This is a genomic window from Streptomyces sp. NPDC016845 (assembly GCF_044332585.1).
Lineage (GTDB): Bacteria > Actinomycetota > Actinomycetes > Streptomycetales > Streptomycetaceae > Streptomyces.
Genome location: NZ_JBIRPI010000001.1, coordinates 1,144,292 through 1,165,395, shown reverse-complemented (window position 1 = coordinate 1,165,395; position 21,104 = coordinate 1,144,292). Strand labels below are relative to the sequence as shown.

Here is a 21,104-nt window from a genome sequence, read left to right as displayed (position 1 = left end):
ATGCTGTCGGCGAAGAACCTCAGCAAGACGTTCCCCGGCGTGCGCGCGCTCGACGGTGTCGACTTCACCGCGCGCGCCGGGGAGGTGCACGCCCTCATCGGGGAGAACGGGGCGGGCAAGTCCACGCTCATCAAGGTCCTCACCGGCGTGTACCAGCCCGACCCGGCCGCCGACTCCGACGGTTCCACCCTCACCTACGACGGCCGCGAGGTCAGTTTCTCGACGCCGCTCGAAGCACAGCACGCGGGGATCTCCACCATCTACCAGGAGGTCAACCTCGTCCCCCTGATGAGCGTGGCCCGCAACCTGTTCATGGGTCGCGAGCCGCGCAACAGGATCGGCCTGATCGACTTCCGGCGCATGCACCGGGAGGCCGACGAGGCCCTGCGCGAACTCGGCGTCCGTGTCGACGTGCAGCGCCCGCTGCGTGAACTCGGCATCGGGGCCCAGCAGATGGTGGCGCTGGCCCGTGCGGTCTCGGTCGACGCGAAGGTCGTCATCATGGACGAGCCGACGTCGTCGCTCGAACCGCGTGAGGTGCAGACGCTCTTCGGCGTGATCCGCATGCTGCGCGAGCGCGGCATCGCCGTCGTCTACGTCAGCCACCGCCTCGACGAGCTGTACGCGGTCTGCGACGCCGTCACCGTGCTCCGCGACGGCAAGCTCGTGCACACCGGCGAACTCGCCGACCTGGACCGGCTCCGCCTCGTCTCGCTCATGCTGGGCCGCGACATCGGCGACGTACAGGACGAGGGCCTGACGAAGTTCTCCGGTGAACACGACACGGCGGCCGAACCCGTCCTGCGCGCACAGGAGTTGTCGGTCCGGCACCAGCTGCACGGGGTCTCCCTCGACATCCGGCCCGGGGAGGTCGTCGGCCTCGGCGGGCTCCTCGGCTCCGGTCGCAGCGAGACCGCGAAGGCGATCGCGGGCGCGCTGCCCACGGACAGCGGCCGGGTCTCGGTGGCGGGCACCCAGGTGCGTACCGGCTCCACACCCGCCGCGATCCGCGCCGGCATCAGCCTGCTGCCCGAGGACCGCAAGGCCGAGGGGATCGTCCCTGGCCTGTCGGTGCGCGAGAACATCGCGCTCGCCGCGCTGCCGACGCTGTCCCGCTTCGGCCTCGTCGACGAGGGCCGCATCGACCGCATCGTGGACACGTTCGTGAAGCGGCTGCGCATCAAGTCGGCGGGCCCGCACCAGAAGGTCGGCGAGCTGTCCGGCGGCAACCAGCAGAAGGTGCTGCTCGCGCGCTGGCTCGCGATGAACCCGAAGGTGCTGCTCCTCGACGAGCCGACCCGTGGCATCGATGTCGGCGCCAAGGCCGAGGTGCAGAAACTCATCGACGAGCTGGCCGACGACGGCCTCGCCGTCCTGCTGATCTCCTCCGACACGGAGGAGCTGATCGAGGGCTCGGACCGGGTCGTCGTCCTCAAGGACGGCGCCGTGGTCGCCGAGCTGACCGGTGACGCCGTCACGGAGGACCGACTGATGCGCGCCATCGCCGCGACACCCGCTGGAGGGCCGAGCCTTGACTGACCTGTCCCTCGGCAGGGCGGGCGTCGACCGCGCCCGGCTGCTCCGCCTGCTCCAGGAGTACGGCGTCTACGTCGGCGTCGCCGTCCTGCTCCTGGCCAACATCGCCTTCACCCCGCACTTCCTGTCGGCGGAGAACTTCCGCACCCAGGCCGTGCAGGTCGCCCCGATCCTCATCGTGGCGCTGGGCATGGCCCTCGCGATCGGCACCGAGGGCGTCGACCTGTCGGTCGGCTCGGTGATGGCGCTCGCCACCTCACTCATCTCCCTCTACCTCGGGTACGGGGTGTGGATCGCGCTGATCGCCGCGCTCATCGGCGGCGCCGTGGTCGGCGTCGCGAACGGCGCGCTGATCGCGTTCATCGGCGTCCAGCCCATCGTCGCCACGCTGGCGTTGATGGTCGCGGGCCGCGGTCTCGCGCTCGTCCTGCTGCCGCAGCTCAAGGACGTCCGCGACCCGGGCCTGCGCTCGCTCGGCACCGGGGACGTACTCGGTGTCCCGTACCTCGTACTGATCGCGGCGGCGCTCGCACTCCTTGTCGCCTTCGTCGTGCGCCGTACGACGTTCGGCCGCCAACTGCTCGCGATCGGCGACAGCCGCCCGGCGGCGAAGCTCGCGGGGCTGCCGGTGCGCCGGGTCCTGATCCTCGTCTACGTCGTGTCGGGCGTGCTCGCCGCGACGGCCGGTGTGCTGGCCACCGCCCGCCTCACCGCGAGCGACCCGACCTCGCTCGGCAACCTGATGGAACTCTCCGCGATCACCGCGGTCGTGGTCGGCGGCACCCCGCTGACCGGCGGCCGGGTGCGCATCGGCGGCACGGTCGCCGGCGCGGTCCTCATCCAGCTCCTGACGGCCACGCTCATCAAGCACGACCTGCCGCCGTCGTGGACGCAGATCGCCCAGGCCGTGGTGATCGTGCTCGCCGTCTACGCGGCCAGGGAACGGGGGAAGCGATGACGATGACCAAGGTCGAAGCGGCACAACCGGCCGGGGCCGCGCAGGAGGAGGAGCTCGGCGCGACCCGCGCGGAACGGCTGAGCGCGCTCGCCCAACAGCACGGCGCCCTCGTCACGTTGGTGATCGCGGTGATCGCCGCGTCGCTCTCCTTCGACACGTTCCTGACCGCCGACAACATGGAGAACATGGCGCTGTCGTCCGCGTTCCTCGCGATCGTGGCGCTCGGCATGACCTTCGTGATCATCACAGGCGGCATCGACCTGTCGGTCGGCTCGCTGTTCGCCCTCGGCGGTGTGCTCGCCGCGTGGGGGTCGCAGTACGGGACGGTGGTGGCACTGCTGCTTCCGCTGGCGGTGTGCGGCCTGATCGGTCTTGTCAACGGCCTGCTCATCGCCCGCTCGCGCCTCGCCCCCTTCATCGTCACCCTCGCGGCGATGCTCGGCGCGCGCGGCATTCTCCTCGCCGTCACCGACGAGGGTTCGCAGACGTACCTCGTCGACAAGTCGACGGTCTTCGCCTCGCTCGGCCAGGAGAAGCTGTTCGGGATCGGCCTGCCGGTCTGGATCACGCTCGTGCTCTTCGTGCTGGGCGCGGTGGCGCTGCGCCGGAGCCGCTTCGGACAGTACGTGTACGCCGTCGGCGGCAACGAGGACGCGGCGGCCCTGATGGGCGCGCCGGTGGCCCGCACGAAGATCGGCGTCTACACGCTGTCCGGTCTCTGCGCGGGCCTGGCCGGCGCGCTGAACGCGGCCTGGCTGGTGTCGGGCGTGACGATCCTCGGCTCCGGCATGGAGCTGGAGGCGATCTCGGCGGTCGTCATCGGCGGCACCCTGCTGACGGGCGGGTTCGGGTTCATCAGCGGCTCACTCGTGGGTGTCCTCCTGCTGAAGGTCATCCAGAACGTGATCAACCAGATCGGTTCACTCGACTCCGCCTATCAGCAGGTGGTCAGCGGGGCGTTCCTGGCGGTCGTGGTGATCGCGCAGACGTGGCTGGGACGGCGGCGCCGGGTCCTCTAGGAGACGGTTCCGGTCTGCGCGCGAGCAGTTGGAGCGCCACGGCGAGCGCGCAGACCACTGCGGCGACGGTCCAGATCGTCAGGTACGCGGACAGGGTCGGGGTCTGGGTCGCATCGATGACCAGGGCGCCGAGGACGGCCGCGAAGACGGCGCCGCCGACGCTGCCGCCGAGCGTCTTGAAGTTGTTGTAGACGGCGGTCGCGCTGGCCGTGCGGTCGGCGGGGCTGCTCTCCACGATCACGGTGGGCAGTCCGCCGAGCGCGAGCCCGCAGCCGAAGCCGATCAGGTCGTTGGTGGCGGCGAACGGCACGAACTCCGTGTGCAGCACGAGCAGTCCGGCGTATCCGACCGTGACCACGGTGAACGCCGTCAGGAGAAGGCGCCGGTACCCCATGCGGGCGGCGAGCGCGGCGCACAGCGCGGACCCGGCGAACGCCGTGATGTTCGGCGCGACCCCGTAGAGGCTGATCTGCCATGCGGCGAGGTCGAACCCGTACCCCTCGTCGCCCGGGGACGCGGCCATGAAGCTGACGCCGACGCTCTGCCCGCCGAGCACCACGGCGCCGAGCACGAACCCGCCCACGTAGTACGGGGCGCTCTGCGGTCGGGCGAGCGCGCGGACGTCCACCAGCGCGTGCGGGCGGGACAGTTGCAGCCGGGTCCATATGCGGAGGAGCACGGCAGCGAGCAGCAGGCCGCCGAGTGTGGGCGCGGAGAGCCAGCCCCAGGCGGAGCCGCGGGACACGGTGCCGAGCAGGACGACCAGGGCGAGCGCGAGCAGCGCCGCGCCGGACCAGTCCATGCGGCCGCTCGCGCGGGTCCGGGACTCGGGGATCGCGGTGAACGACACGGCGACGCAGGCCACGGCGAGCGCCGCGAGCACGAACAGGGTGGCCCGCAGATCGCCCAGGAGCGAGAGCAGGGGGCCGACGAGGGCGTGGCCGAGGACGGTGCCGAGGGTGAGGGAGCCGACCAGGAGGCCGACGGCCCGGCGCCCGCCGTCGACGGTGAGCCGGTCCCGTACGAGGCCGATCTCCAGGGGAAGGAGCGCGGCGAGCGGGCCCATCAGGGCGCGGCCCAGGAACGGGCGTCGAACCGCGGCCGCCTTTGCCGCGCACGGTGGCGTACGAGGACGTCACGCCCCGCATCAGTGTGGACGTGCTGGCCCGCGCCTGGGTCGGCGAGCAACTCGCCGTGCTGAGCTGGTGGCTGGAGTCAAAGCCGCGCCCGATGGAGGCGGAGGAGGCCACGCGGATGCTGCTCGATCTGTCCCTGCGCGGCCGGTACTGGGCCAACGGCTTCGAGGGCGAGCCGCCGGCCCAGCAGTAGTCATGTCCGCGGGCCGGTGCACGGCCCGGCCCCTGCCTAGGGCACGGGCTAGTGCACCGCCTGGCCCTTGCCCAGGGCGATCACGCCGTTCTTCGAGACGGTGTACAGCTCCGTGTCCCGCTGCGGGTTGACGCCGATCGTCGCGCCCGCCGGGACCTCCACGTTCTTGTCGAGGACGGCGCCGCGCACGACGGCGCCGCGGCCTATGCGCACGTTGTCGTGCAGGACCGAGCTCTGGACGACCGCGCCGTCCTCGATCGTCACACCGGGTGAGAGAACGGAGCCGGTGACCTGGCCGCGGATGACACATCCCGGGCTGACGATCGACTCGCTCGCGATGCCCGCCGCACAGAACTTCGCGGGCGGCAGCTGGCCCGGGTGGGTGTAGATCGGCCAGCGCCGGTTGTCGAGGTTGAACATCGGCTCGTCCGAGATGAGGTCCATGTGGGCCTCGTAATACGTGTCGAGGGTACCGACGTCGCGCCAGTAGCCGTGATCGCGCTCGGTCTCGCCGGGGACGTGGTTCGCGTCGAAGTCGTAGACCTGCGCGACGCCGCGCTCGGTGAGCATCGGCAGGAGCGAACCCCCCATGTCGTGCGCCGAGTTGTCGTCCTCGGCGTCCTGTAACAGCGCGTCGACGAGCGTCTTGGTGGTGAAGAGGTAGTTGCCCATGGAGGCGAACACCTCGTTCGCGCTGCCCGGCAGCGCCGGCGGGTTCGTCGGCTTCTCCAGGAACGCTTCGACACGTGTGCTGTCGCGGGCAGGTGTGATGATGCCGAACGACGGCGCCTGCGCGCGCGGCACCCGGATACCCGCCACCGTGACACCCGCCCCGGACTCGATGTGCTGCGCGAGCATCTGGCGCGGGTCCATCCGGTACACGTGGTCGGCGCCGAACACCGCGATGAAGTCGGGCTGTTCGTCGTGGACGAGGTTGAGCGACTGCAGGATCGCGTCGGCGCTGCCCGAGTACCAGCGCGGCCCGAGCCGCTGCTGGGCCGGGACCGGGGTCACGTAGTTGCCGAGCAGGCTCGACATCCGCCAGGTCGTGGTGACGTGCCGGTCGAGCGAGTGCGACTTGTACTGCGTCAGGACGCAGATCCGCAGGATGTCGCCGTTGACCAGGTTCGACAGGGCGAAGTCGACGAGCCGGTACGTGCCGCCGAAGACGACCGCGGGCTTCGCCCGGTCCGCGGTCAGCGGCATCAGCCGCTTCCCCTCCCCTCCCGCCAGTACGATGCCGAGCACCGAAGGACCACCGCGCATGACCGCCCCCTCCATGTTGTGGCGTCTCAGGCGCCGTTGAGGATCTCCCCGTACACCTCGACCGTGCGGCGGGCGATCGCGGCCCAGCCGAACTCGGCCGCCGCCCGCTCGTGACCCGCCTCCCCCATGCGGCGCGCCGCGCCGGGGTCGCCGACCACCTCGTTCACAGCGCGCGCGAGGCCCGCCTCGAACGCGCCGGGGTCGGCCTCCGCGTACGGCACGAGCAGCCCGTTCTCGCCGTCCGCGACGACCTCCGGGATGCCGCCCACGTGGGAGGCGACGACCGCGGTGCCGCAGGCCATCGCCTCCAGGTTGACGATGCCCAGCGGCTCGTACACGGACGGGCAGACGAACACGGCCGCGTGCGTGAGGAGTTGGACGACCTCGGCGCGCGGCAGCATCGACGGGATCCAGTGCACGCCGTCGCGGGTCCGCTTCAACTCGTCGACCAGCTCGCGGAACTCCCGCCCGATCTCCGGCGTGTCCGGGGCCCCCGCGCACAGGACGAGCTGCGCGTCGGGCGCGAACTCCCGCGCCGCGCGCAGCAGATGAGGCACGCCCTTCTGACGGGTGATGCGGCCGACGAAAATGACGTACGGGCGGCTCGGATCGATGCCGTAGCGGGTCAGCACGTCGGTGCCGGGGTCGGCGTGGTACAGCGACACGTCGATGCCGTTGTGCACGACGCGGACGCGCTTCGGCTCCAGCGCCGGGTAGCAGGCGAGGATGTCGTCCCGCATCGCCCGGGACACCGCGATGACGCCGTCCGCCGCCTCGATCGCAGTGCGTTCGGCCCAGGCCGACAGCGCGTAGCCGCCGCCGAGCTGCTCGGCCTTCCAGGGGCGCAGCGGCTCCAGGGAGTGCGCGGTCATCACGTGCGGAATGCCCAGGTGCAGGGCGGCCAGATGGCCCGCGAGGTTGGTGTACCAGGTGTGCGAGTGGACCAGCTCGCGGCCTTCGAGGGCGGCGGCCATGGAGAGGTCCACGGAGAGGGTGCGCAGCGCGTCGTTGGCGCCGTCGAGCGCGGGCCAGGCACGATGGCGGCGCACACCGTCGCCCGAGCCCTCGCCCCACGTGTGCACGTCGAGGTCGACGAGCGGTCGCAGTTCCCTCGCGAGGAACTCGACGTGGACTCCAGCGCCGCCATAGACGTCCGGCGGATACTCCCTGCTGAGCAGTCCCACTCGCACGCGCGGGCCCCCGTCTCCGGTCGTCCTTCACAGGCACTTGCACAGGCTCAGGTCGGTCTCGCTCGCTGTCGACCTCATGGTCACCCATGGACGCCCCGCGCGGAAGAGTGCGGACGGGCCGGGGCCCTCCGCCGCCCCGGTGGCACCCGTCCTGGGGATGACTCAGGAGGCGGCGTACTCCATCGGCAGTAGGACTCAATGCGTGCTCAGGTCGGACGACAGAAAGACGGGAGCGAGAGATCGTGGAGGTTATGAGAACCGACCGTGCGCCGCACCGCACCGCAGGGGGCACCAGATGAGTGCCCTGGCGCTGTCCGTGCTGCTCTCCCTGGTCTCCGCGGTCGCCTACGCGGGCGGCGCGATCGTGCAGGAGCGGGTCGCCCAGACGTCACCCGAGTCGGCGTACGCGCCGCTGCGCAGGCCCGCCTGGTGGGGCGCGGGCGCCCTGAACGGCACGGGCGCGCTGCTGCACGTCATCGCCCTCGCCTACGGCCCGCTGAGCCTGGTGCAGCCCCTCGGCGCCCTGACGATCGTGCTCGCGCTGCCGATGGCCGCGTGGTTCGTACGACGCCGGGCCGGGGCCACCGCGTGGCGCGGGGCGATCATGGCGACGGTCGGGCTCGCGGGCCTGCTCACGCTGACCGGTTCGGCCTCCGAGGACTCCCTCGACGGGGCCGAGCGGCTGCTCGTGGGCCTCGCGACGGCCGGCGGCGTCCTGGTCCTGATGATGTCGGCGCGGGCCGCGCACCGGCACCCTGTGGTGCGCGCGGTGCTGCTCGCGGTCGCGGCGGGCAGCGCGTTCGGCATGGCCTCGGTGTTCACGAAGTCGGTGGCGCTGGACTGGTCGGGCGAACCGTTCGCGCAGCTCACCACGCTCCTCGCGATCGCGGCCTTGGCCACGGCCGGCATGCTGCTGTCGCAGGCGTCCTACCGGGGCGCGGGTCTGGCCGCACCGCTGGCGACCGCGACGGTCGTGAACCCGGTGGTGGCGGCGGCCGTCGGCCTCACCCTGTTCGGAGAGACGTTCCGGCACGGCACGACCGGCACGATCCTCGCGCTGGGCTGCGGTGTCGTCGCCGCAGGCGGTCTGATCCTGCTGACGACCGAGCGGATCGGCCGGGAGAACGGCACGGCCCACGTCGTCGCGCAGCACACACCCGCGCCCTCGGTGCCGGACAGTCCGGCGGGCCTCGAGAACATGCCGGGGCGGCCGAAGCCGCCCGGTGGCGGCTCGACGAACCGGAACGTCAGATCCTGACCCCGTGCGCCCGCAGGTACGCCAGCGGGTCGATGTCACTGCCGAAGCCGGGCCCCGTCCGCACCTCGAAGTGCAGATGCGGGCCCGTGCTGTTGCCGGTGGACCCGGAGCGGGCGATGCGCTGGCCCTCGACCACGCCCTGCCCGGCCTTCACGGAGAGCGCCGACAGGTGCGCGTACTGGCTGTAGCGGCCGTCGGCGTGCCGGATCACCACCTGGTAGCCGTACGAGCCGCCCCAGCCCGCCGCGACGACGCGGCCCGCCGCGACGGCCTTGACGGAGGTGCCGGTGGGCACGGCGAAGTCCACGCCCGTGTGATAGCCCTTCGACCAGGAGGAACCGGCCGCGTGGTACGGGGTGCCGATGCCCGCGCTGACCGGGGCGACGACGCCGTGCGTGGCGGGCCTGGCGGCCTCGGTCTTCTTCGGCTGGGCCTGCTTGGGCGCGGCCTTCTTGGCCTCGGTCTTCTTCGGCGCGGTCTGCTTGGGTTCGGCCTTGTGCGGCTGAGCCTTCCTCGACTGCGTCGGCTTCGGCTGCGTCTGCTTCGGCTGAGTCGGCTTCGGCGTGGTCTTCTGGTGCTGCCGCTCGGCCTTCTTCCCTGGTTGCGGGGCCTTCTCGGGTCCGGCCTCGGGCCGCTCGGTTCTCGGCGCCGTCTTCGCGGACGCACCCGGCACCGAGAGCCGCTGACCGGGCAGGATGAGGTCCGGGTCGGCGCCGATCGTCGTGCGGTTGGCCGAGTACAACCGCGACCAGCCACCGGAGACCCGGCGGGTGTCCGCGATCCCGGAGAGCGTGTCGCCGCTGATCACGGTGTACATCTCGGCGCGGCCCGCGGCGGACTGCGGGGTCACCTCGGGCTTCACGTCCTTGACCGTGCGCGCGGGGGGCCCGCTCTGCGGCCGTACCGTCTCCGTCTCCGTCACCGTCGTACGGGACAGGCCCGCACGCTGCCCGCACGCCGGCCAGGCGCCGGGCCCCTGCCCCTTGAGCACCTTCTCGGCGATCGCGACCTGCTGGTCCCTGGTGGCGAGGTCGGCGCGGGCCGCGTAGGCCGTGCCGCCGTACGCCGCCCAGGTGGAGCCGGTGAACTGGAGGCCGCCGTAGTAGCCGTTCCCGGTGTTGATGCTCCAGTTGCCGCTGGACTCGCACGCGGCGACCTTGTTCCAGGTGTCCGCGTCCGCGGCCTGCGCGGTGCCGGCGCCGATGAGCGGGATCGCCATTCCGGCGCCGCCGACGGTGACGGTGAGCGACGCCCGGTTGACCCGGCTCGGCTGGTACCGGCGGTGCCGGCCGCGTAACGCCATGGAAGCCCCCTCTGTCACCTGCCGCACAGGCATAGGTAGGAGCCGCAAATTAGCCGCTCCCACTCCGGGGTGACAAGAGCGCCAGGAAGGGCCGTGGCTGCTTTCAGCCCTTCAAGTGGCCGGGAAGCCACTGCAGTTGCACGGCTTGCTGGAAGGGTCCGCCGCCCTCGTGGTCGTTGAACGCGTACACCTCCATGGAGCGCTCCGTGCCTGCCCAGTGGTTGTACGCCGCGAACACCGTCGACGGCGGGCAGGTCAGGTCCTCCAGGGCCGCGGAGAACAGTCCGGGCGCGGTGGCGCGCGCCGCGAAGTTGATGCCGTCGAAGTACGAGAGCGTCCGGAACACGCGCTCGTCCTCGCCGATGTGCGCCTTGAGGTAGAGGGCGATCTCGCGGTACGGGTGACGCTCCGTGAGCGTGGCCGCCCGCCCGAAGTGGCACAGGAACGGCACGTCGGGCGCGGCCGCCCGCAGGTCCGGTACGAGCCCCGCGACCGCGATGGCAATGCCGCCGCCCTGGCTGCCGCCGGTCACGGCGGTGCGGGAGGCGTCGACCAGCGGATGCGAGCGGGCCGCCTCGACGGCGCGCACGGCGTCGGTGTAGACCCGCCGGTAGTAGTACGTGTACGGGTCCTGGATTCCGCGCGTCATGTGTCCGGAGGCGGCGGGGCCGCTGCCGACCGGGTCCGGGGTGTCGCCGACGCTGTGGCCGCTGCCCTGGCCGCGGGTGTCCATCACGAAGTGCGCGAACCCGGCGGCGGCCCACCTGAGGTGGGTGTGGGGCAGGCCCCGGCCGCCGCCGTAGCCGATGTACTCCACGACGACCGGGAGCGGCTCCGTGGTGTCGGCGGGCAGGATCAGCCAGCCCTTCACGGGATGCCCGCCGAAGCCCGCGTACGTAACGTCGAAGGTGTCGACCGCCGTGAGCGGGGTGTCGACCGGCTCGAACCGCGCGTCGAGGTCGTGCTCCGCGGCCTCGGCCAGGGTCTTCTCCCAGAAGGCGTCGAAGTCGTCGAGGGCCGTCAACGCGGGCTTGTAGGCACGCAGTTCGTCGAGCGGCAGGTCGAAATGAGGCACGCGCGGCTCCAACATCGTAGAGAGTGCGGAAGGCAAGGCGGAAGGCAAGGCTACGCCGTAGCGTTCGACAACTGAACAGAATCTTTCAATTTACGACTCCAGGAGCGACAGGCATGAGCACTACAGCCCAGATCGGTGTCACCGGGCTCGCTGTCATGGGACGCAACCTCGCCCGCAACTTCGCGCGGAACGGATACACGGTCGCGCTGCACAACCGCACCGCCTCCCGTACGCACCAGCTGGTGGAGGAGTTCGGCGAGGAGGGCATCTTCGTGCCGACCGAGTCGGCGGAGGACTTCGTGGCCGCGCTGGAGCGCCCGCGGCGCCTCGTCGTCATGGTGAAGGCGGGCGAGCCGACGGACGCGGTGATCAAGGAGTTCGCGCCGCTGCTCGAACCCGGTGACATGATCGTCGACGGCGGCAACGCGCACTTCGCCGACACCCGGCGCCGCGAGAAGGAGCTGCGCGAACAGGGCATCCACTTCGTCGGCACCGGCGTCTCCGGCGGTGAGGAGGGCGCGCTGCACGGGCCGAGCATCATGCCCGGCGGCAGCGTCGAGTCGTACGACTCGCTCGGCCCGATGCTGGAGAAGATCTCCGCGAAGGCGAAGGACGGCGCCCCGTGCGTGACGCACGTCGGCCCGGACGGCGCGGGTCACTTCGTGAAGATGGTGCACAACGGCATCGAGTACGCCGACATGCAGCTCATCGGCGAGGCGTACCAGTTGCTGCGTGACGTCGCCGGGTACTCCCCCGCGCAGATCGCCGACATCTTCCGTACGTGGAACACGGGGCGCCTCGACTCCTACCTGATCGAGATCACGGCCGAGGTCCTGTCCCATGTGGACGCCGCGACGGGGAAGCCGTTCGTGGACATCGTCCAGGACCAGGCCGAGCAGAAGGGCACGGGCCGCTGGACGGTGCAGATCGCGCTCGACCTGGGCGTGCCGGTGTCCGGTATCGCGGAGGCGGTGTTCGCCCGCTCGTTGTCCGGACACGCGGAGTTGCGCGCCGCGTCGCGGGGCCTGGCGGGCCCGAAGGCGCGGACACTGAGCGAGTCGGAGGCAGGCGCCTTCGCGGACAAGGTGGAACAAGCCCTGTACGCCTCGAAGATCGTCTCGTACACGCAGGGCTTCCACGAGATCGCCGCGGGCAGCGAGCAGTACGACTGGGACATCGACTCCGGTGCGGTGGCCCGCATCTGGCGCGGGGGCTGCATCATCCGCGCCGCCTTCCTCGACCGGATCACCGCCGCCTACGAGGCCGAGCCCGGCCTCGTCTCGCTGCTCTCCGACAAGAGCTTCGCGGACGAGATCGCGGCGGCCCAGGACGACTGGCGCGCCGTCCTGGTCGCCGCGACCACGCAGGGCGTGCCCACGCCCGGCTTCGCCGCCGCGCTCGCGTACTACGACGCTCTGCGCGCCGAGCGCCTGCCGGCCGCGCTCACGCAGGGCCAGCGCGACTACTTCGGCGCGCACACGTACCGCAGGGCCGACCGGGAGGGCTCGTTCCACACGCTGTGGGGCGGGGACCGCTCCGAGGTCGACGCCTGATCCTCAGCGGTGGCCGGGGCTCACACGGGTGACGGTTCCGGCTCCGGCGGCGTCGGGTCGGGCTCAGGACCCGGGCCCGGCGCCGGCGGTGCCGGCGGGGGCTGCGGCGTCGGGAACGGGCCGGGCGACGGGGACGGGGCCGGCGGGGTCGGATCCGGTACGTCCGGCCCCGGACCCGGCACCGGCGTCGGGTTCGGCGGCACCGGATCGGGGCCGGGGACCGGGCTGGGGCCCGGCGGGACGGGGTCGGGGAACGGCTGGGTCATCGCACTGCCTCCATCGGTTCGGAGGGGGTCGTTGTCCACTGTCTCCCGCCACGACTGCCCACGCCCGCCGAGCTCACGCGTCCGGCGGCACGGTGTCGGCCGCCCGCACGGAATCCCGCCGTCCGCCCGCCCTGGATCCTGTCAGCCGCCCACACGAGATCCAGCCGACCATCCACGAGGACTTGCCGGCCGTCCGCGCGGGATCGTGGGCGGCCGCCCGCACGGGATCTCCTCGGCCGTCCGCGCAGGATCATGGGCGGACGGCCGCGCCGATCACGTCGGGCATCCGCACGGTAGCCAATCAACCGCCCGCACGGATCCCGTCGCCCGCCCGCACGGGATCCCGCCGGCGGCCCGCGCAGGATGGCGGCCGTCCGTGCGGAATCCCGCAAGCCGTCCGCGCAGGGATTGTGTCAACTGTCCGTGCGGGTGAGTCGTACGACCGGGATGTCCCGGTCGGTCTTCTTCTGGTAGTCCGCGTAGTTCGGGAACAGCTCGACGAGGGAGCCCCAGACCCGCGCCTTCTCCTCGGGCGACAGCGTCTCCGCGCGCGCGGAGAAACGCTCGGTCCCCACCCGCAGCCGGACGTCCGGCTCGTCCTGGAGGTTCAGGTACCACTGCGGGTGCTTGTCGGACCCGCCGTACGAGGCGACGATCAGGTAGTCGTCGCCGTCGCGCCCGTAGATGAGGACGGTGCGCCGCCACTGCCCGGACCTGCGCCCCTTGTAGTCGAGCAGCAGGCAGGGGACGCCCTGGATGGTGGTGCCCTTCGTACCGCCGGACTCCTCGTACGTACGGGCCTGGTCCGCGACCCAGCCGGTGGGGCTGATGGTGACCTCGTGGTCCTGGTCGGTCATGCCGGCTCCTCTCGCTCGATGCACTCGGTGCTGCGTGCCAACGGTGCTCAAGCTAAGCCCTTTCGGGGGCCACGCGTTCCAGGACGGCGGCGTCGAGCCCGAGACGGGGGCTGGAGAGGACGGGGAGGCCGGTGACGCGGGCGCGGTCGGCGGCGTCGGCCATGGAGGCCTGGGCGAGCACCACGACGTCCGTGTCCGTGACGGTGTCGATGGCGGCCGCGACCCGCTCCAGATAGCCGTCCCGGTCCCCTGCGAGGAACCGCTCCCAGGCCCCATCGACGTACAGGGTGCGCATGTCGACGGCGCGCCCGGCGCGCACGGCCTCCTCCTCGACGAGGGCGACGGTCGGCCCGAAGGTGCTCCGCACCGTGGCGACGACGGTGATCCGGTCCCCCGTCGCGACGGCCCGCGCGGCCATCGGCCGGTCCACGCGCAGCACCGGTACGCCGCCGAGCGCGGGCGCCGATTCCTCGGCGACGGCGCCGATGCTGGAGCAGGTGCACAGCACGGCGTGCGCGCCGTCCCGAGCCGCCCCCCGCAGCAGGCTGAGCACGTCGTCGGCGACGGACTCGGGCCCGCTCTCCCCCGCCCGCACCAGCAGGTCCTCGCGTACGACGTGGCGCAGGACGAGACCGGGGTGAGCTGCGTCGCGCAGGGCGTCGAAGACGGGGATGTGCGCGGGTGAGGTGTGCAGGAGGGCGAGGATCATGCCGGCACCCTACCGACGGGCCGGCCCGGGGCTCACCACTTCTCCGGGTCGGCGGCGAGCGCCTCCTCCGCGGCGTTCACAAGCTCCCGCGGCGCGGGCGGGGCCTCGCCCGGGTGCCGCTCGGCCCACCGCGCGACGAACGAGCACAGGGGCACGACGGCCAGGCCCTCGCGGGCGGCCAGCGCGTACAGCTCGCGGGCGAGGGACCCGGCGATGCCCTTGCCCTCGTGGGCGGGCTCGACGACGGTGTGCACGGCGACGAGGGCGCCCTGTGACTCCCGATCCAACACGAAGTACTGGACACGGCCGACGGTCTCGCCGTCCTGCCGGGCCGACAGGAGGCCCCGTTCGCGTTCGTCGCGGATGTCGATGTCGCTCATGGGGCGCTCCTGGCTGGGCCGATGTGTGCTGATCAGGCGGGTACGGAGTGCGGGCTCCGCTCGGTGTCGCCGCCCGGGGCCGGTTCCGACGGGTCGGCGCCGAGCGCCACGATCCTGTTGTCCCGGTCCACGTGCACGACCCTGGGCCGCAGCGACCGCGCCTCGGCGTCGTCGACCTGAGCGTAACTGATGATGATCACGAGGTCGCCGGGGTGCACGAGGTGGGCGGCGGCCCCGTTGATCCCGATGACACCGGAGCCGCGCTCACCCTCGATGACATAGGTCTCCAGCCGCGCGCCGTTGTCGATGTCGACGATGTGCACGAGCTCGCCGGGCAGCAGGTCGGCGGCGTCCAGCAGATCCGCGTCGATGGTGACCGAGCCGACGTAGTGGAGGTCGGCCTGGGTGACGGTGGCGCGGTGAATCTTGGACTTGAACATGGTTCGAAGCATGTCGGACTCCCCAAAGACGGCTCCCTGCCTGCGTTTTTGCAGGTCAAGGGCGGTCCCGACAGCTTACAACGAGGCGCGTCGCCGGGAACTGTTCCTTGGCTCACTCAGATCACGCGTTTCCCGGGGCATGGACCTGGACCCCCGCCGAGTGGCGTCGCAGGCCGCCCAGGACCGCGAAGCGGGTGCCGGTGCCCTCGGGGACGGCGGCCATGCCGCCCAGGACGTGGCCGCTCTGCAGCAGGCACCAGCCGGGGCGCAACACGATGTCGAACCCCTCGCGGTGGCCGAACGGTCCGGGCAGCAGGTCGCTCGCCGCAGCCCACACGTCGGCGAACGGCAGGTCCACGTGGGCGTCGGCGTACAGGGCGGCGTTCAGCGCCACGGCCAGGACGCGCAGGCGGCGTACGGGGTCGAGTGCGGTGACGGGCCAGTCGGTCATCGTGCTCACGCCCTTCGGAAGGTGTCGTCGGCGTCCCGGCCGAGGCGGAGTCTCAGCTGGATAGAGGGGTGACGGTCGGGCCGTACTCCTCGGCTGCCGTGAAAGGACCGAAAATCCTCAAGGAATCTTCGCCCGCTGATAGGGTTTGGAACGACGCGTATCGAAAGGTATTCGTCGCCAACGGGGGGCATCGACGGGGGTCGATATCGTGGAGCGAAGGTCTCCTCACGATGACAGGACCTGCGAATTCGACACAAACGCAGATCTTGCACAAGCGGATCATGCGGAATCGGATTCCGCGGAAACAGATCCATCTTTAGTTGCGCGCAGCCCATTCGTGCATCCCCACCTGAGGGCCACGGAGGCGCTGTGACGGAAGCGGAGAAGGTGTACGCGACGGACCGGGACCCGGAGGTCCTGGCCGGTCTGGTGGAGGGCGCGCAGCGCGGGGACCTCCTGGCGATGGACGAGCTGCTCGGGGTGCTCGAACCGTACGTGGGGCGCATCTGCGGGCCCGTCGCGCTGCAGGACGGTCCCGACGCGGCGCAGGAGGCGCTCATCGCCGTCTTCTGCAGCATCCGGCAGCTCAAGTCCCCGGCCGCGCTGTTCGGCTGGGTGCGGGTGATCGCGGCGCGGGAGGCGGTGAAGTTCGCCAAGCGCCGTCAGGGGCGGCCGGCCGTGCCGGTGGAGTGGGAGGACCGGGCGCTGCCCGAGGACGAGCTGCTGGCCTCCGACATCGCCGATGCCATGGGGCGGCTCGCGCCGGAGCACCGGATCGTGCTGACGCTGCGTCATGTCGAGGGGCTCAGCGAGCAGGAGGTCGCCGAGGTGCTCGGGATACCGGTCGGGACCGTGCGGTCACGGCTGTTCCGGGCACGGCAGTCCTTCCGGACCGCCTGGGACTGACCTGGCCGCGAGGCGCCGCGCGAGCCGGTCGAGGAGCCGGGTCGCGCAGCGCTCGTGCCCTGGTTCACGCAGGTGCCCGGGCTCACGCGAGTGCCCGGGTTCACGCGAGTGCCCGGCCGGCTCCGCACCAAGGACGCGAGAGCTGGTGAAGAAGGCGAACGTGCAGCCGGTCCCGTTCGGAACCGCGGCCATCCCGCTCACCAGCGCCCCGCTCTGCAGCAGGCACCACCCGGGGCGCAGCACCACCTCGAAGCGCTCGCGGCGGCCGAAGACGCCGACCGCCTCCCCCTCCAGGCGCCCGCCTGCGGAATCAGCGGCCGGGGTGGTCACCGCGAAGGAGCGCAACTCCGGCATCAGGTACGGGAGTTCGCGCTCCAGGTCGGAGACGACCGACCACAGCGCGTCGAAGGGGACGTCGAAGTGGCGCTCGGCATAGGTGGGGTGCTCGGCGGCCGAGGCGAGGACACGCAGCCTTCGCAGCGGGTCGAGATCGGCTGTCGGCCAGCCGTCACGCGCGGCACCCGTCATGGTTCCGTCCCCCTCTGTGTCATGTGCAAGAGATTCGCACCCTCATTATGAGCGGTCAAGCCCGAGCAAAAAACTTCCGGTTGATCCGAGCGCTGCCGCCCCATGCTTCACGCGCATTCACTCCGTGCCGATCTGAATTCCGAAAGTTCCGCCGGATCCGGTGGAGTGTGCGCGCGACCCCACGACTCTTGTTCCGTGTCGGCCTTTGTGCCGGCCCCGTCGGCCATCGGCTTTTCCGGAAAGGAGTGCATGGTCGTGATCTGGGAGACGAAGCCCGACGCGGATGCCGCCGCCGCTCTCGGCGAGGCGATCCGCGCCCGGCTCGCACAGCATCTCGGCCTGCGTGCCGTCGAGACGGCCGCAGCGGTCACCGAGGCCGAGGACGGCTCGACAGGACCGGCCGCGGCGACGACCAGCGCGCCGCTGCCGAGCTGATGGGCGTCGGCGAGTTCCGCCCCACCGTCGCCGGGCGCCCGCCCGCCGCGCCCACCCCGGACGGAGCGTTCGGCGTACCCCGCGCGGCCGCTCCGGTCGGTGCGTCCCGGTCCACAAGGCCGGGGCGCACCGACAGGGCCCAGGCGCCGCCGGTCCCGTCCGAGGACGCCCCGGGCCGGAGCGCGGGCGAACGGCAGCTCCGGCTCTGCCTCGTGGGGGCCGGGCCGCGCGGTCTCAGCGTCCTTGAGCGGCTGTGCGCCGACGCCCGTACGCACGCCGCCGGGGTCGCGGTGACGGTGCACGTCGTGGACCCGGACCGGCCGGGGCCCGGCCGCGTCTGGCGCACCGGCCAGTCGCGCCATCTGCTGATGAACACGGTCGCCTCGCAGGTCACGCTCTTCACGGATCCGACCGTGGAGATGGCCGGGGAGATCGCGCCCGGACCGAGCCTGTACGAGTGGGCCCGCCACATGGCGTCCAGCGAGTACGCGGGCCCCGTCGACGAGGACGTACGGGCGCAGGCGCGGGCGCTGACCCCGGACTCCTATCCGACCCGCGCCTTCTACGGCCATTACCTGGAGTGGGTGTTCCGGCGCGTGGTGCGGGGCGCGCCGCCCGGCGTGCGGGTCGTCGTCCATCGGCTGCGCGCCGTCCGCCTCCAGGACTGCCCCGGCGGGCTGCAGAGCGTCAGCCTGGCCGACGGTACCCGGATCGGCGGCCTCGACGCGGTCGTCCTCGCCCAGGGGCATCTGCCGCTGCGCGCCGACCCGGCGCAGAGGCGGCTCGCGGACTTCGCCGCCCGGCACTCCCTCGTCCACCTGCCGCCCGCCAACCCGGCCGACCTGGACCTGCGGGCGGTACTCCCGCAATCCCCGGTGCTGCTGCGGGGGTTGGGCCTCAACTTCTTCGACCACGTCGCGCTGTTCACCGTCGGCCGCGGCGGCGCCTTCGAGCGCGACGCCGCCACCGGCCGCCTCCGCTACCGCCCCTCGGGCCGGGAACCCGTCCTGTACGCGGGTTCCCGGCGCGGCGTCCCGTACCACGCACGGGGCCACAACCAGAAGGGCGCGCACGGCCGTCACCGCCCCCTCCTGCTGACCCCCGGGAAACTGGCCGAGCTGCGGCGCGCGGCGGACCGGCGCGGCCTGGACTTCGCGCGCGACCTGTGGCCGTTGATCGCCAAGGAGGTCGAGACGGTCTACTACGCGGCCCTGCTCACGCGCGGGGGCCGTGCGCGGGCCGCCCGCCGGTTCACCGCACGCACCCTCGCCGCGCCCTGGCGCTCACCGCAAGAGGCGGCGCTGCTCGCCGAGTTCGGCATCTCCCAGGGCGAGCGGTGGGACTGGCAGCGCGTCCAACGCCCGTACGGCGAGGGGGGTTTCCCGACCGCGGTCGCCCACCGGGCCTGGCTCCTTCGCACGCTCCGCCGCGACCTCGCCGAAGCCGCGGCGGGCAATGTGGACAGCCCGCTGAAGGCGGCCCTCGACGTGCTGCGCGACCTGCGCAACGAGATCCGGCTCGTCGTCGACCACGGCGGACTCGCCGGGCGCTCTCACCGCGACGACCTCAGGCGCTGGTACACCCCTCTCAACGCGTTCCTGTCCATCGGCCCGCCGCCGCAGCGCGTCGAGGAGATGATCGCGCTCGTCGAGGCGGGGGTGCTGCACCTCATGGGCCCGGGCATGACGGTGCGGACCGACGAGCGCGACGGGGTCTTCGTCGCGGAGTCCGCCGACGTGCCGGGGCACCGGGTCGCCGCGACCGCCCTCGTGGAGGCCCGCCTTCCCGAGCCCGACCTGCGGCGCACCGCCGACCCGCTCCTTCGCCACCTCCTCGCGACCGGTCAGTGCAGGCCGTACGTGATCCGCGACGCCGAGCACGGGGACTACGAGACCGGCGGCCTCGCGGTGACCGGCCGCCCCTACCGCGTGATCACGGCCGACGGCGCACCGCACCCGCGCCGCTTCGCCTACGGCGTCCCCACCGAGTCGGTCCACTGGGTGACGGCCGCCGGTATCCGGCCCGGCGTGAACTCGGTGACCCTCGGCGACGCCGACGCGATCGCGCTCGCCGTCCTCGCTCTGGCGGCCTCGAACGCCGCCGACCGGGCCCCCACCGCGCCCATGACGCGCGTCGCGGCCTCGGCTCCCGAGAGGAAGTCCCCATGACCGTTCCCGAGCCGCGGGCTGACCTCGTCGGCGCCGCCTCCCTGACGGACGCGGGTCTCCTCTCCCCCGTCCGGGCCGGTGCCCCTGCCGAGGCCGCGACCTCCGACGCCGCCTTCCTCCAGGCCATGCTCGACGCGGAGGCGGGCCTGGCGCGGGCGCAGGCCCGGCTCGGCACCGTGCCGCCGTCGGCGGCAGCCCTCATCACCGCCACCGCGCGGGCGGAGCGCTTCGACCTCCGGGAGGTGGCGCTGCGCGCCCGCGCCGCGGCCAACCCCGTCGTCGCCCTGGTGGGCATGGTCACCGAGGCCGTCGGGCGCGGCGACCCCGACGCCGCGCATTACGTGCATCAGGGCTCGACCAGTCAGGACGTGCTCGACACCGCTCTGATGCTGGTCGCCGCGCGGACCCTCGACCTGGTCCTGGCCGACCTGGACCGGGTGGCGGCCGCCCTCGCCCGGCTGGCCGGGGCGCACCGCGACACCCCGATGGCCGCCCGGACGCTCGGGCAGCACGCGGTGCCCACCACTTTCGGGCTCAAGGCGGCGGGCTGGCTGCAAGCCGTCCTGGACGCCCGGGAGCGGCTCGGCCGGGTCCGCGCCACCGGGCTGCCGGTCCAGGCCGGCGGCGCGGCGGGCACACTGGCCGGCTACCTCGCCTACGCCGATCTGTACGGAACCCGGGGCAACGACCACTACGCCCGTGGTCTTCCCGCCGTCCTCGCCGAGGAGGTGGGCCTCAGCGACCCCGGCACCCCCTGGCACACCGTCCGCACCCCTCTCGCCGACCTCGCGGCCGCGCTCTCCCTCACCGCCGCCGGGCTCGGCACCTTCGCGGCCGACGTCCACCTGCTGTCCCGTACCGAGTGCGCGGAGGTCTCCGAGCCGGGCGCGGAGGGGCGGGGCGCCTCGTCGGCCATGCCGCACAAACGGAACCCGGCGCTCGCCGCCCTGATCCGTTCCGCGGCCTATCAGGTGCCGGGGCTCGTCGCGGGGCTCGCCCAGGCGGCGGTCGTCGACGACGAGCGGCCCGCGGGCGCCTGGCACGCCGAGTGGGAGCCGGCGCGCGGGTGTCTGCGCCTCGTGGGCGGCGCCTCGCACACGGCCGCCGAACTCGCCGAAGGGCTTCTCGTCCACCCGGAGCGGATGCGCGCCAACCTGGGCCTCACCCGCGGTCTCGTGGTCTCCGAGCGGCTCGCCGCGCTCCTGTCGCCCGCGCTGGGGCGAAGCACCGCGAAGGGTCTGGTCTCCCGGGCGTCCGCGCGGGCGGCCGGGGAAGGGCGCCACCTCGCGGACGTCCTCGCCGAGGCCCCCGAACTCGTCGGCCGCCACGACGCCCGGCAGTTGCGGGCCTGGTGCGATCCGGCCGACTACACCGGCGCGGCCGGTCAGTTGGTCGATCTGGTTCTCGCCCGCCACCGCTCGGCCGGACGCGTCCGGCCCGGAAAACGAGAAGGGGCGTGATCGCGAGGAGTATGCCG

At 72.5% G+C, this 21,104-nt stretch carries 21 protein-coding genes; 10 read left to right on the top strand and 11 right to left on the bottom strand.

All coding sequences use genetic code 11. The features are described 5' to 3' along the window. The 3 genes from ACH4RC_RS04865 to ACH4RC_RS04855 are packed head-to-tail and all read left to right on the top strand — an operon-like array spanning window position 1 to window position 3,513. A complete protein-coding gene (locus ACH4RC_RS04865) occupies window positions 1–1,539 on the top strand; it encodes a sugar ABC transporter ATP-binding protein (RefSeq protein WP_398195132.1) in 1,539 nt (512 codons plus the stop codon). Next, complete coding sequence (locus ACH4RC_RS04860; protein WP_398195129.1) at window positions 1,532–2,494, top strand: ABC transporter permease; 963 nt, start codon at window positions 1,532–1,534, stop codon at window positions 2,492–2,494. The genes ACH4RC_RS04865 and ACH4RC_RS04860 overlap by 8 nt, the downstream gene beginning before the upstream one ends. Further along, a complete protein-coding gene (locus ACH4RC_RS04855; protein ID WP_398195125.1) occupies window positions 2,491–3,513 on the top strand; it encodes an ABC transporter permease in 1,023 nt (340 codons plus the stop codon). The genes ACH4RC_RS04860 and ACH4RC_RS04855 overlap by 4 nt, the downstream gene beginning before the upstream one ends. Here ACH4RC_RS04855 and ACH4RC_RS04850 read toward each other — a convergent pair. Continuing rightward, a complete protein-coding gene (locus tag ACH4RC_RS04850) occupies window positions 3,443–4,582 on the bottom strand; it encodes an MFS transporter (RefSeq protein WP_398195725.1) in 1,140 nt (379 codons plus the stop codon). The two genes, ACH4RC_RS04855 and ACH4RC_RS04850, sit on opposite strands and share 71 nt — an antisense overlap. A gap of 50 nt (window positions 4,583–4,632) precedes the next feature. Here ACH4RC_RS04850 and ACH4RC_RS04845 point away from each other — a divergent pair, with 50 nt between their 5' ends. Continuing rightward, window positions 4,633–4,842 carry a hypothetical protein gene (locus tag ACH4RC_RS04845; protein ID WP_398195123.1) on the top strand — a complete coding sequence of 70 codons (210 nt, stop codon included), beginning with the start codon at window positions 4,633–4,635 and terminating at the stop codon, window positions 4,840–4,842. Between the two features lie 48 nt (window positions 4,843–4,890). Here the strand turns inward: ACH4RC_RS04845 and glgC are convergent, their stop codons facing one another. Continuing rightward, complete coding sequence (gene glgC, locus ACH4RC_RS04840; protein WP_398195122.1) at window positions 4,891–6,108, bottom strand: glucose-1-phosphate adenylyltransferase; 1,218 nt, start codon at window positions 6,106–6,108, stop codon at window positions 4,891–4,893. A 26-nt stretch (window positions 6,109–6,134) separates the two neighbouring features. Next, window positions 6,135–7,292, bottom strand: a complete 1,158-nt coding sequence (gene glgA / locus ACH4RC_RS04835) for a glycogen synthase (protein WP_398195722.1) — start codon at window positions 7,290–7,292, stop codon at window positions 6,135–6,137. Window positions 7,293–7,593: 301 nt separating this feature from the next. Between glgA and ACH4RC_RS04830 the strand changes: the two genes are divergently transcribed. Further along, window positions 7,594–8,556: a DMT family transporter gene (locus ACH4RC_RS04830; RefSeq protein WP_398195120.1), complete on the top strand. Its 963-nt coding sequence runs from the start codon at window positions 7,594–7,596 to the stop codon at window positions 8,554–8,556. Here ACH4RC_RS04830 and ACH4RC_RS04825 read toward each other — a convergent pair. Next, window positions 8,546–9,859: a peptidoglycan DD-metalloendopeptidase family protein gene (locus ACH4RC_RS04825; protein ID WP_398195118.1), complete on the bottom strand. Its 1,314-nt coding sequence runs from the start codon at window positions 9,857–9,859 to the stop codon at window positions 8,546–8,548. The two genes, ACH4RC_RS04830 and ACH4RC_RS04825, sit on opposite strands and share 11 nt — an antisense overlap. 103 nt (window positions 9,860–9,962) lie before the next feature. Further along, window positions 9,963–10,934 carry an acetylxylan esterase gene (locus ACH4RC_RS04820; RefSeq protein WP_398195117.1) on the bottom strand — a complete coding sequence of 324 codons (972 nt, stop codon included), beginning with the start codon at window positions 10,932–10,934 and terminating at the stop codon, window positions 9,963–9,965. A gap of 113 nt (window positions 10,935–11,047) precedes the next feature. Here ACH4RC_RS04820 and gndA point away from each other — a divergent pair, with 113 nt between their 5' ends. Beyond that, the gene (gene gndA / locus ACH4RC_RS04815; protein ID WP_398195114.1) at window positions 11,048–12,487 is read left to right on the top strand and encodes an NADP-dependent phosphogluconate dehydrogenase; all 1,440 of its coding nucleotides are present in this window, start codon (window positions 11,048–11,050) and stop codon (window positions 12,485–12,487) included. Between the two features lie 679 nt (window positions 12,488–13,166). Here gndA and ACH4RC_RS04810 read toward each other — a convergent pair. The 5 genes from ACH4RC_RS04810 to ACH4RC_RS04790 form a co-directional block, all read right to left on the bottom strand. Then, window positions 13,167–13,610 carry a nitroreductase family deazaflavin-dependent oxidoreductase gene (locus ACH4RC_RS04810; protein WP_398195111.1) on the bottom strand — a complete coding sequence of 148 codons (444 nt, stop codon included), beginning with the start codon at window positions 13,608–13,610 and terminating at the stop codon, window positions 13,167–13,169. Between the two features lie 52 nt (window positions 13,611–13,662). Then, window positions 13,663–14,319, bottom strand: a complete 657-nt coding sequence (locus tag ACH4RC_RS04805) for an aspartate/glutamate racemase family protein (RefSeq protein ID WP_398195108.1) — start codon at window positions 14,317–14,319, stop codon at window positions 13,663–13,665. 32 nt (window positions 14,320–14,351) lie between these two features. Further along, complete coding sequence (locus ACH4RC_RS04800) at window positions 14,352–14,732, bottom strand: GNAT family N-acetyltransferase (protein ID WP_398195720.1); 381 nt, start codon at window positions 14,730–14,732, stop codon at window positions 14,352–14,354. After that, window positions 14,732–15,151, bottom strand: coding sequence for an aspartate 1-decarboxylase (panD, locus tag ACH4RC_RS04795; RefSeq protein ID WP_398195106.1), 420 nt, complete (start codon window positions 15,149–15,151; stop codon window positions 14,732–14,734). Before panD ends, ACH4RC_RS04800 begins: the two co-directional genes overlap by 1 nt. Window positions 15,152–15,260: 109 nt before the next feature. Continuing rightward, window positions 15,261–15,599, bottom strand: a complete 339-nt coding sequence (locus ACH4RC_RS04790) for a hypothetical protein (RefSeq protein WP_398195103.1) — start codon at window positions 15,597–15,599, stop codon at window positions 15,261–15,263. A 360-nt stretch (window positions 15,600–15,959) separates the two neighbouring features. Here ACH4RC_RS04790 and ACH4RC_RS04785 point away from each other — a divergent pair, with 360 nt between their 5' ends. Then, a complete protein-coding gene (locus tag ACH4RC_RS04785) occupies window positions 15,960–16,496 on the top strand; it encodes an RNA polymerase sigma factor (RefSeq protein ID WP_398195101.1) in 537 nt (178 codons plus the stop codon). On the opposite strand, the gene ACH4RC_RS04780 is transcribed toward ACH4RC_RS04785, so the two are convergent. After that, the gene (locus tag ACH4RC_RS04780; protein ID WP_398195099.1) at window positions 16,449–17,024 is read right to left on the bottom strand and encodes a hypothetical protein; all 576 of its coding nucleotides are present in this window, start codon (window positions 17,022–17,024) and stop codon (window positions 16,449–16,451) included. The two genes, ACH4RC_RS04785 and ACH4RC_RS04780, sit on opposite strands and share 48 nt — an antisense overlap. A 255-nt stretch (window positions 17,025–17,279) precedes the next feature. On the opposite strand from ACH4RC_RS04780, the gene ACH4RC_RS04775 reads away from it, so the two are divergent. From ACH4RC_RS04775 to pcaB, 3 genes are read left to right on the top strand one after another with little or no spacing between them, the layout of a single operon-like run. Further along, window positions 17,280–17,459 (top strand): hypothetical protein, encoded by a 180-nt coding sequence (locus ACH4RC_RS04775; RefSeq protein ID WP_398195096.1) that lies wholly within the window; start codon window positions 17,280–17,282, stop codon window positions 17,457–17,459. Next, window positions 17,459–19,627, top strand: coding sequence for an FAD/NAD(P)-binding protein (locus ACH4RC_RS04770; protein WP_398195093.1), 2,169 nt, complete (start codon window positions 17,459–17,461; stop codon window positions 19,625–19,627). Before ACH4RC_RS04775 ends, ACH4RC_RS04770 begins: the two co-directional genes overlap by 1 nt. After that, window positions 19,624–21,087 (top strand): 3-carboxy-cis,cis-muconate cycloisomerase, encoded by a 1,464-nt coding sequence (pcaB, locus tag ACH4RC_RS04765; protein ID WP_398195091.1) that lies wholly within the window; start codon window positions 19,624–19,626, stop codon window positions 21,085–21,087. The genes ACH4RC_RS04770 and pcaB overlap by 4 nt, the downstream gene beginning before the upstream one ends. Window positions 21,088–21,104: the final 17 nt, after the last annotated feature.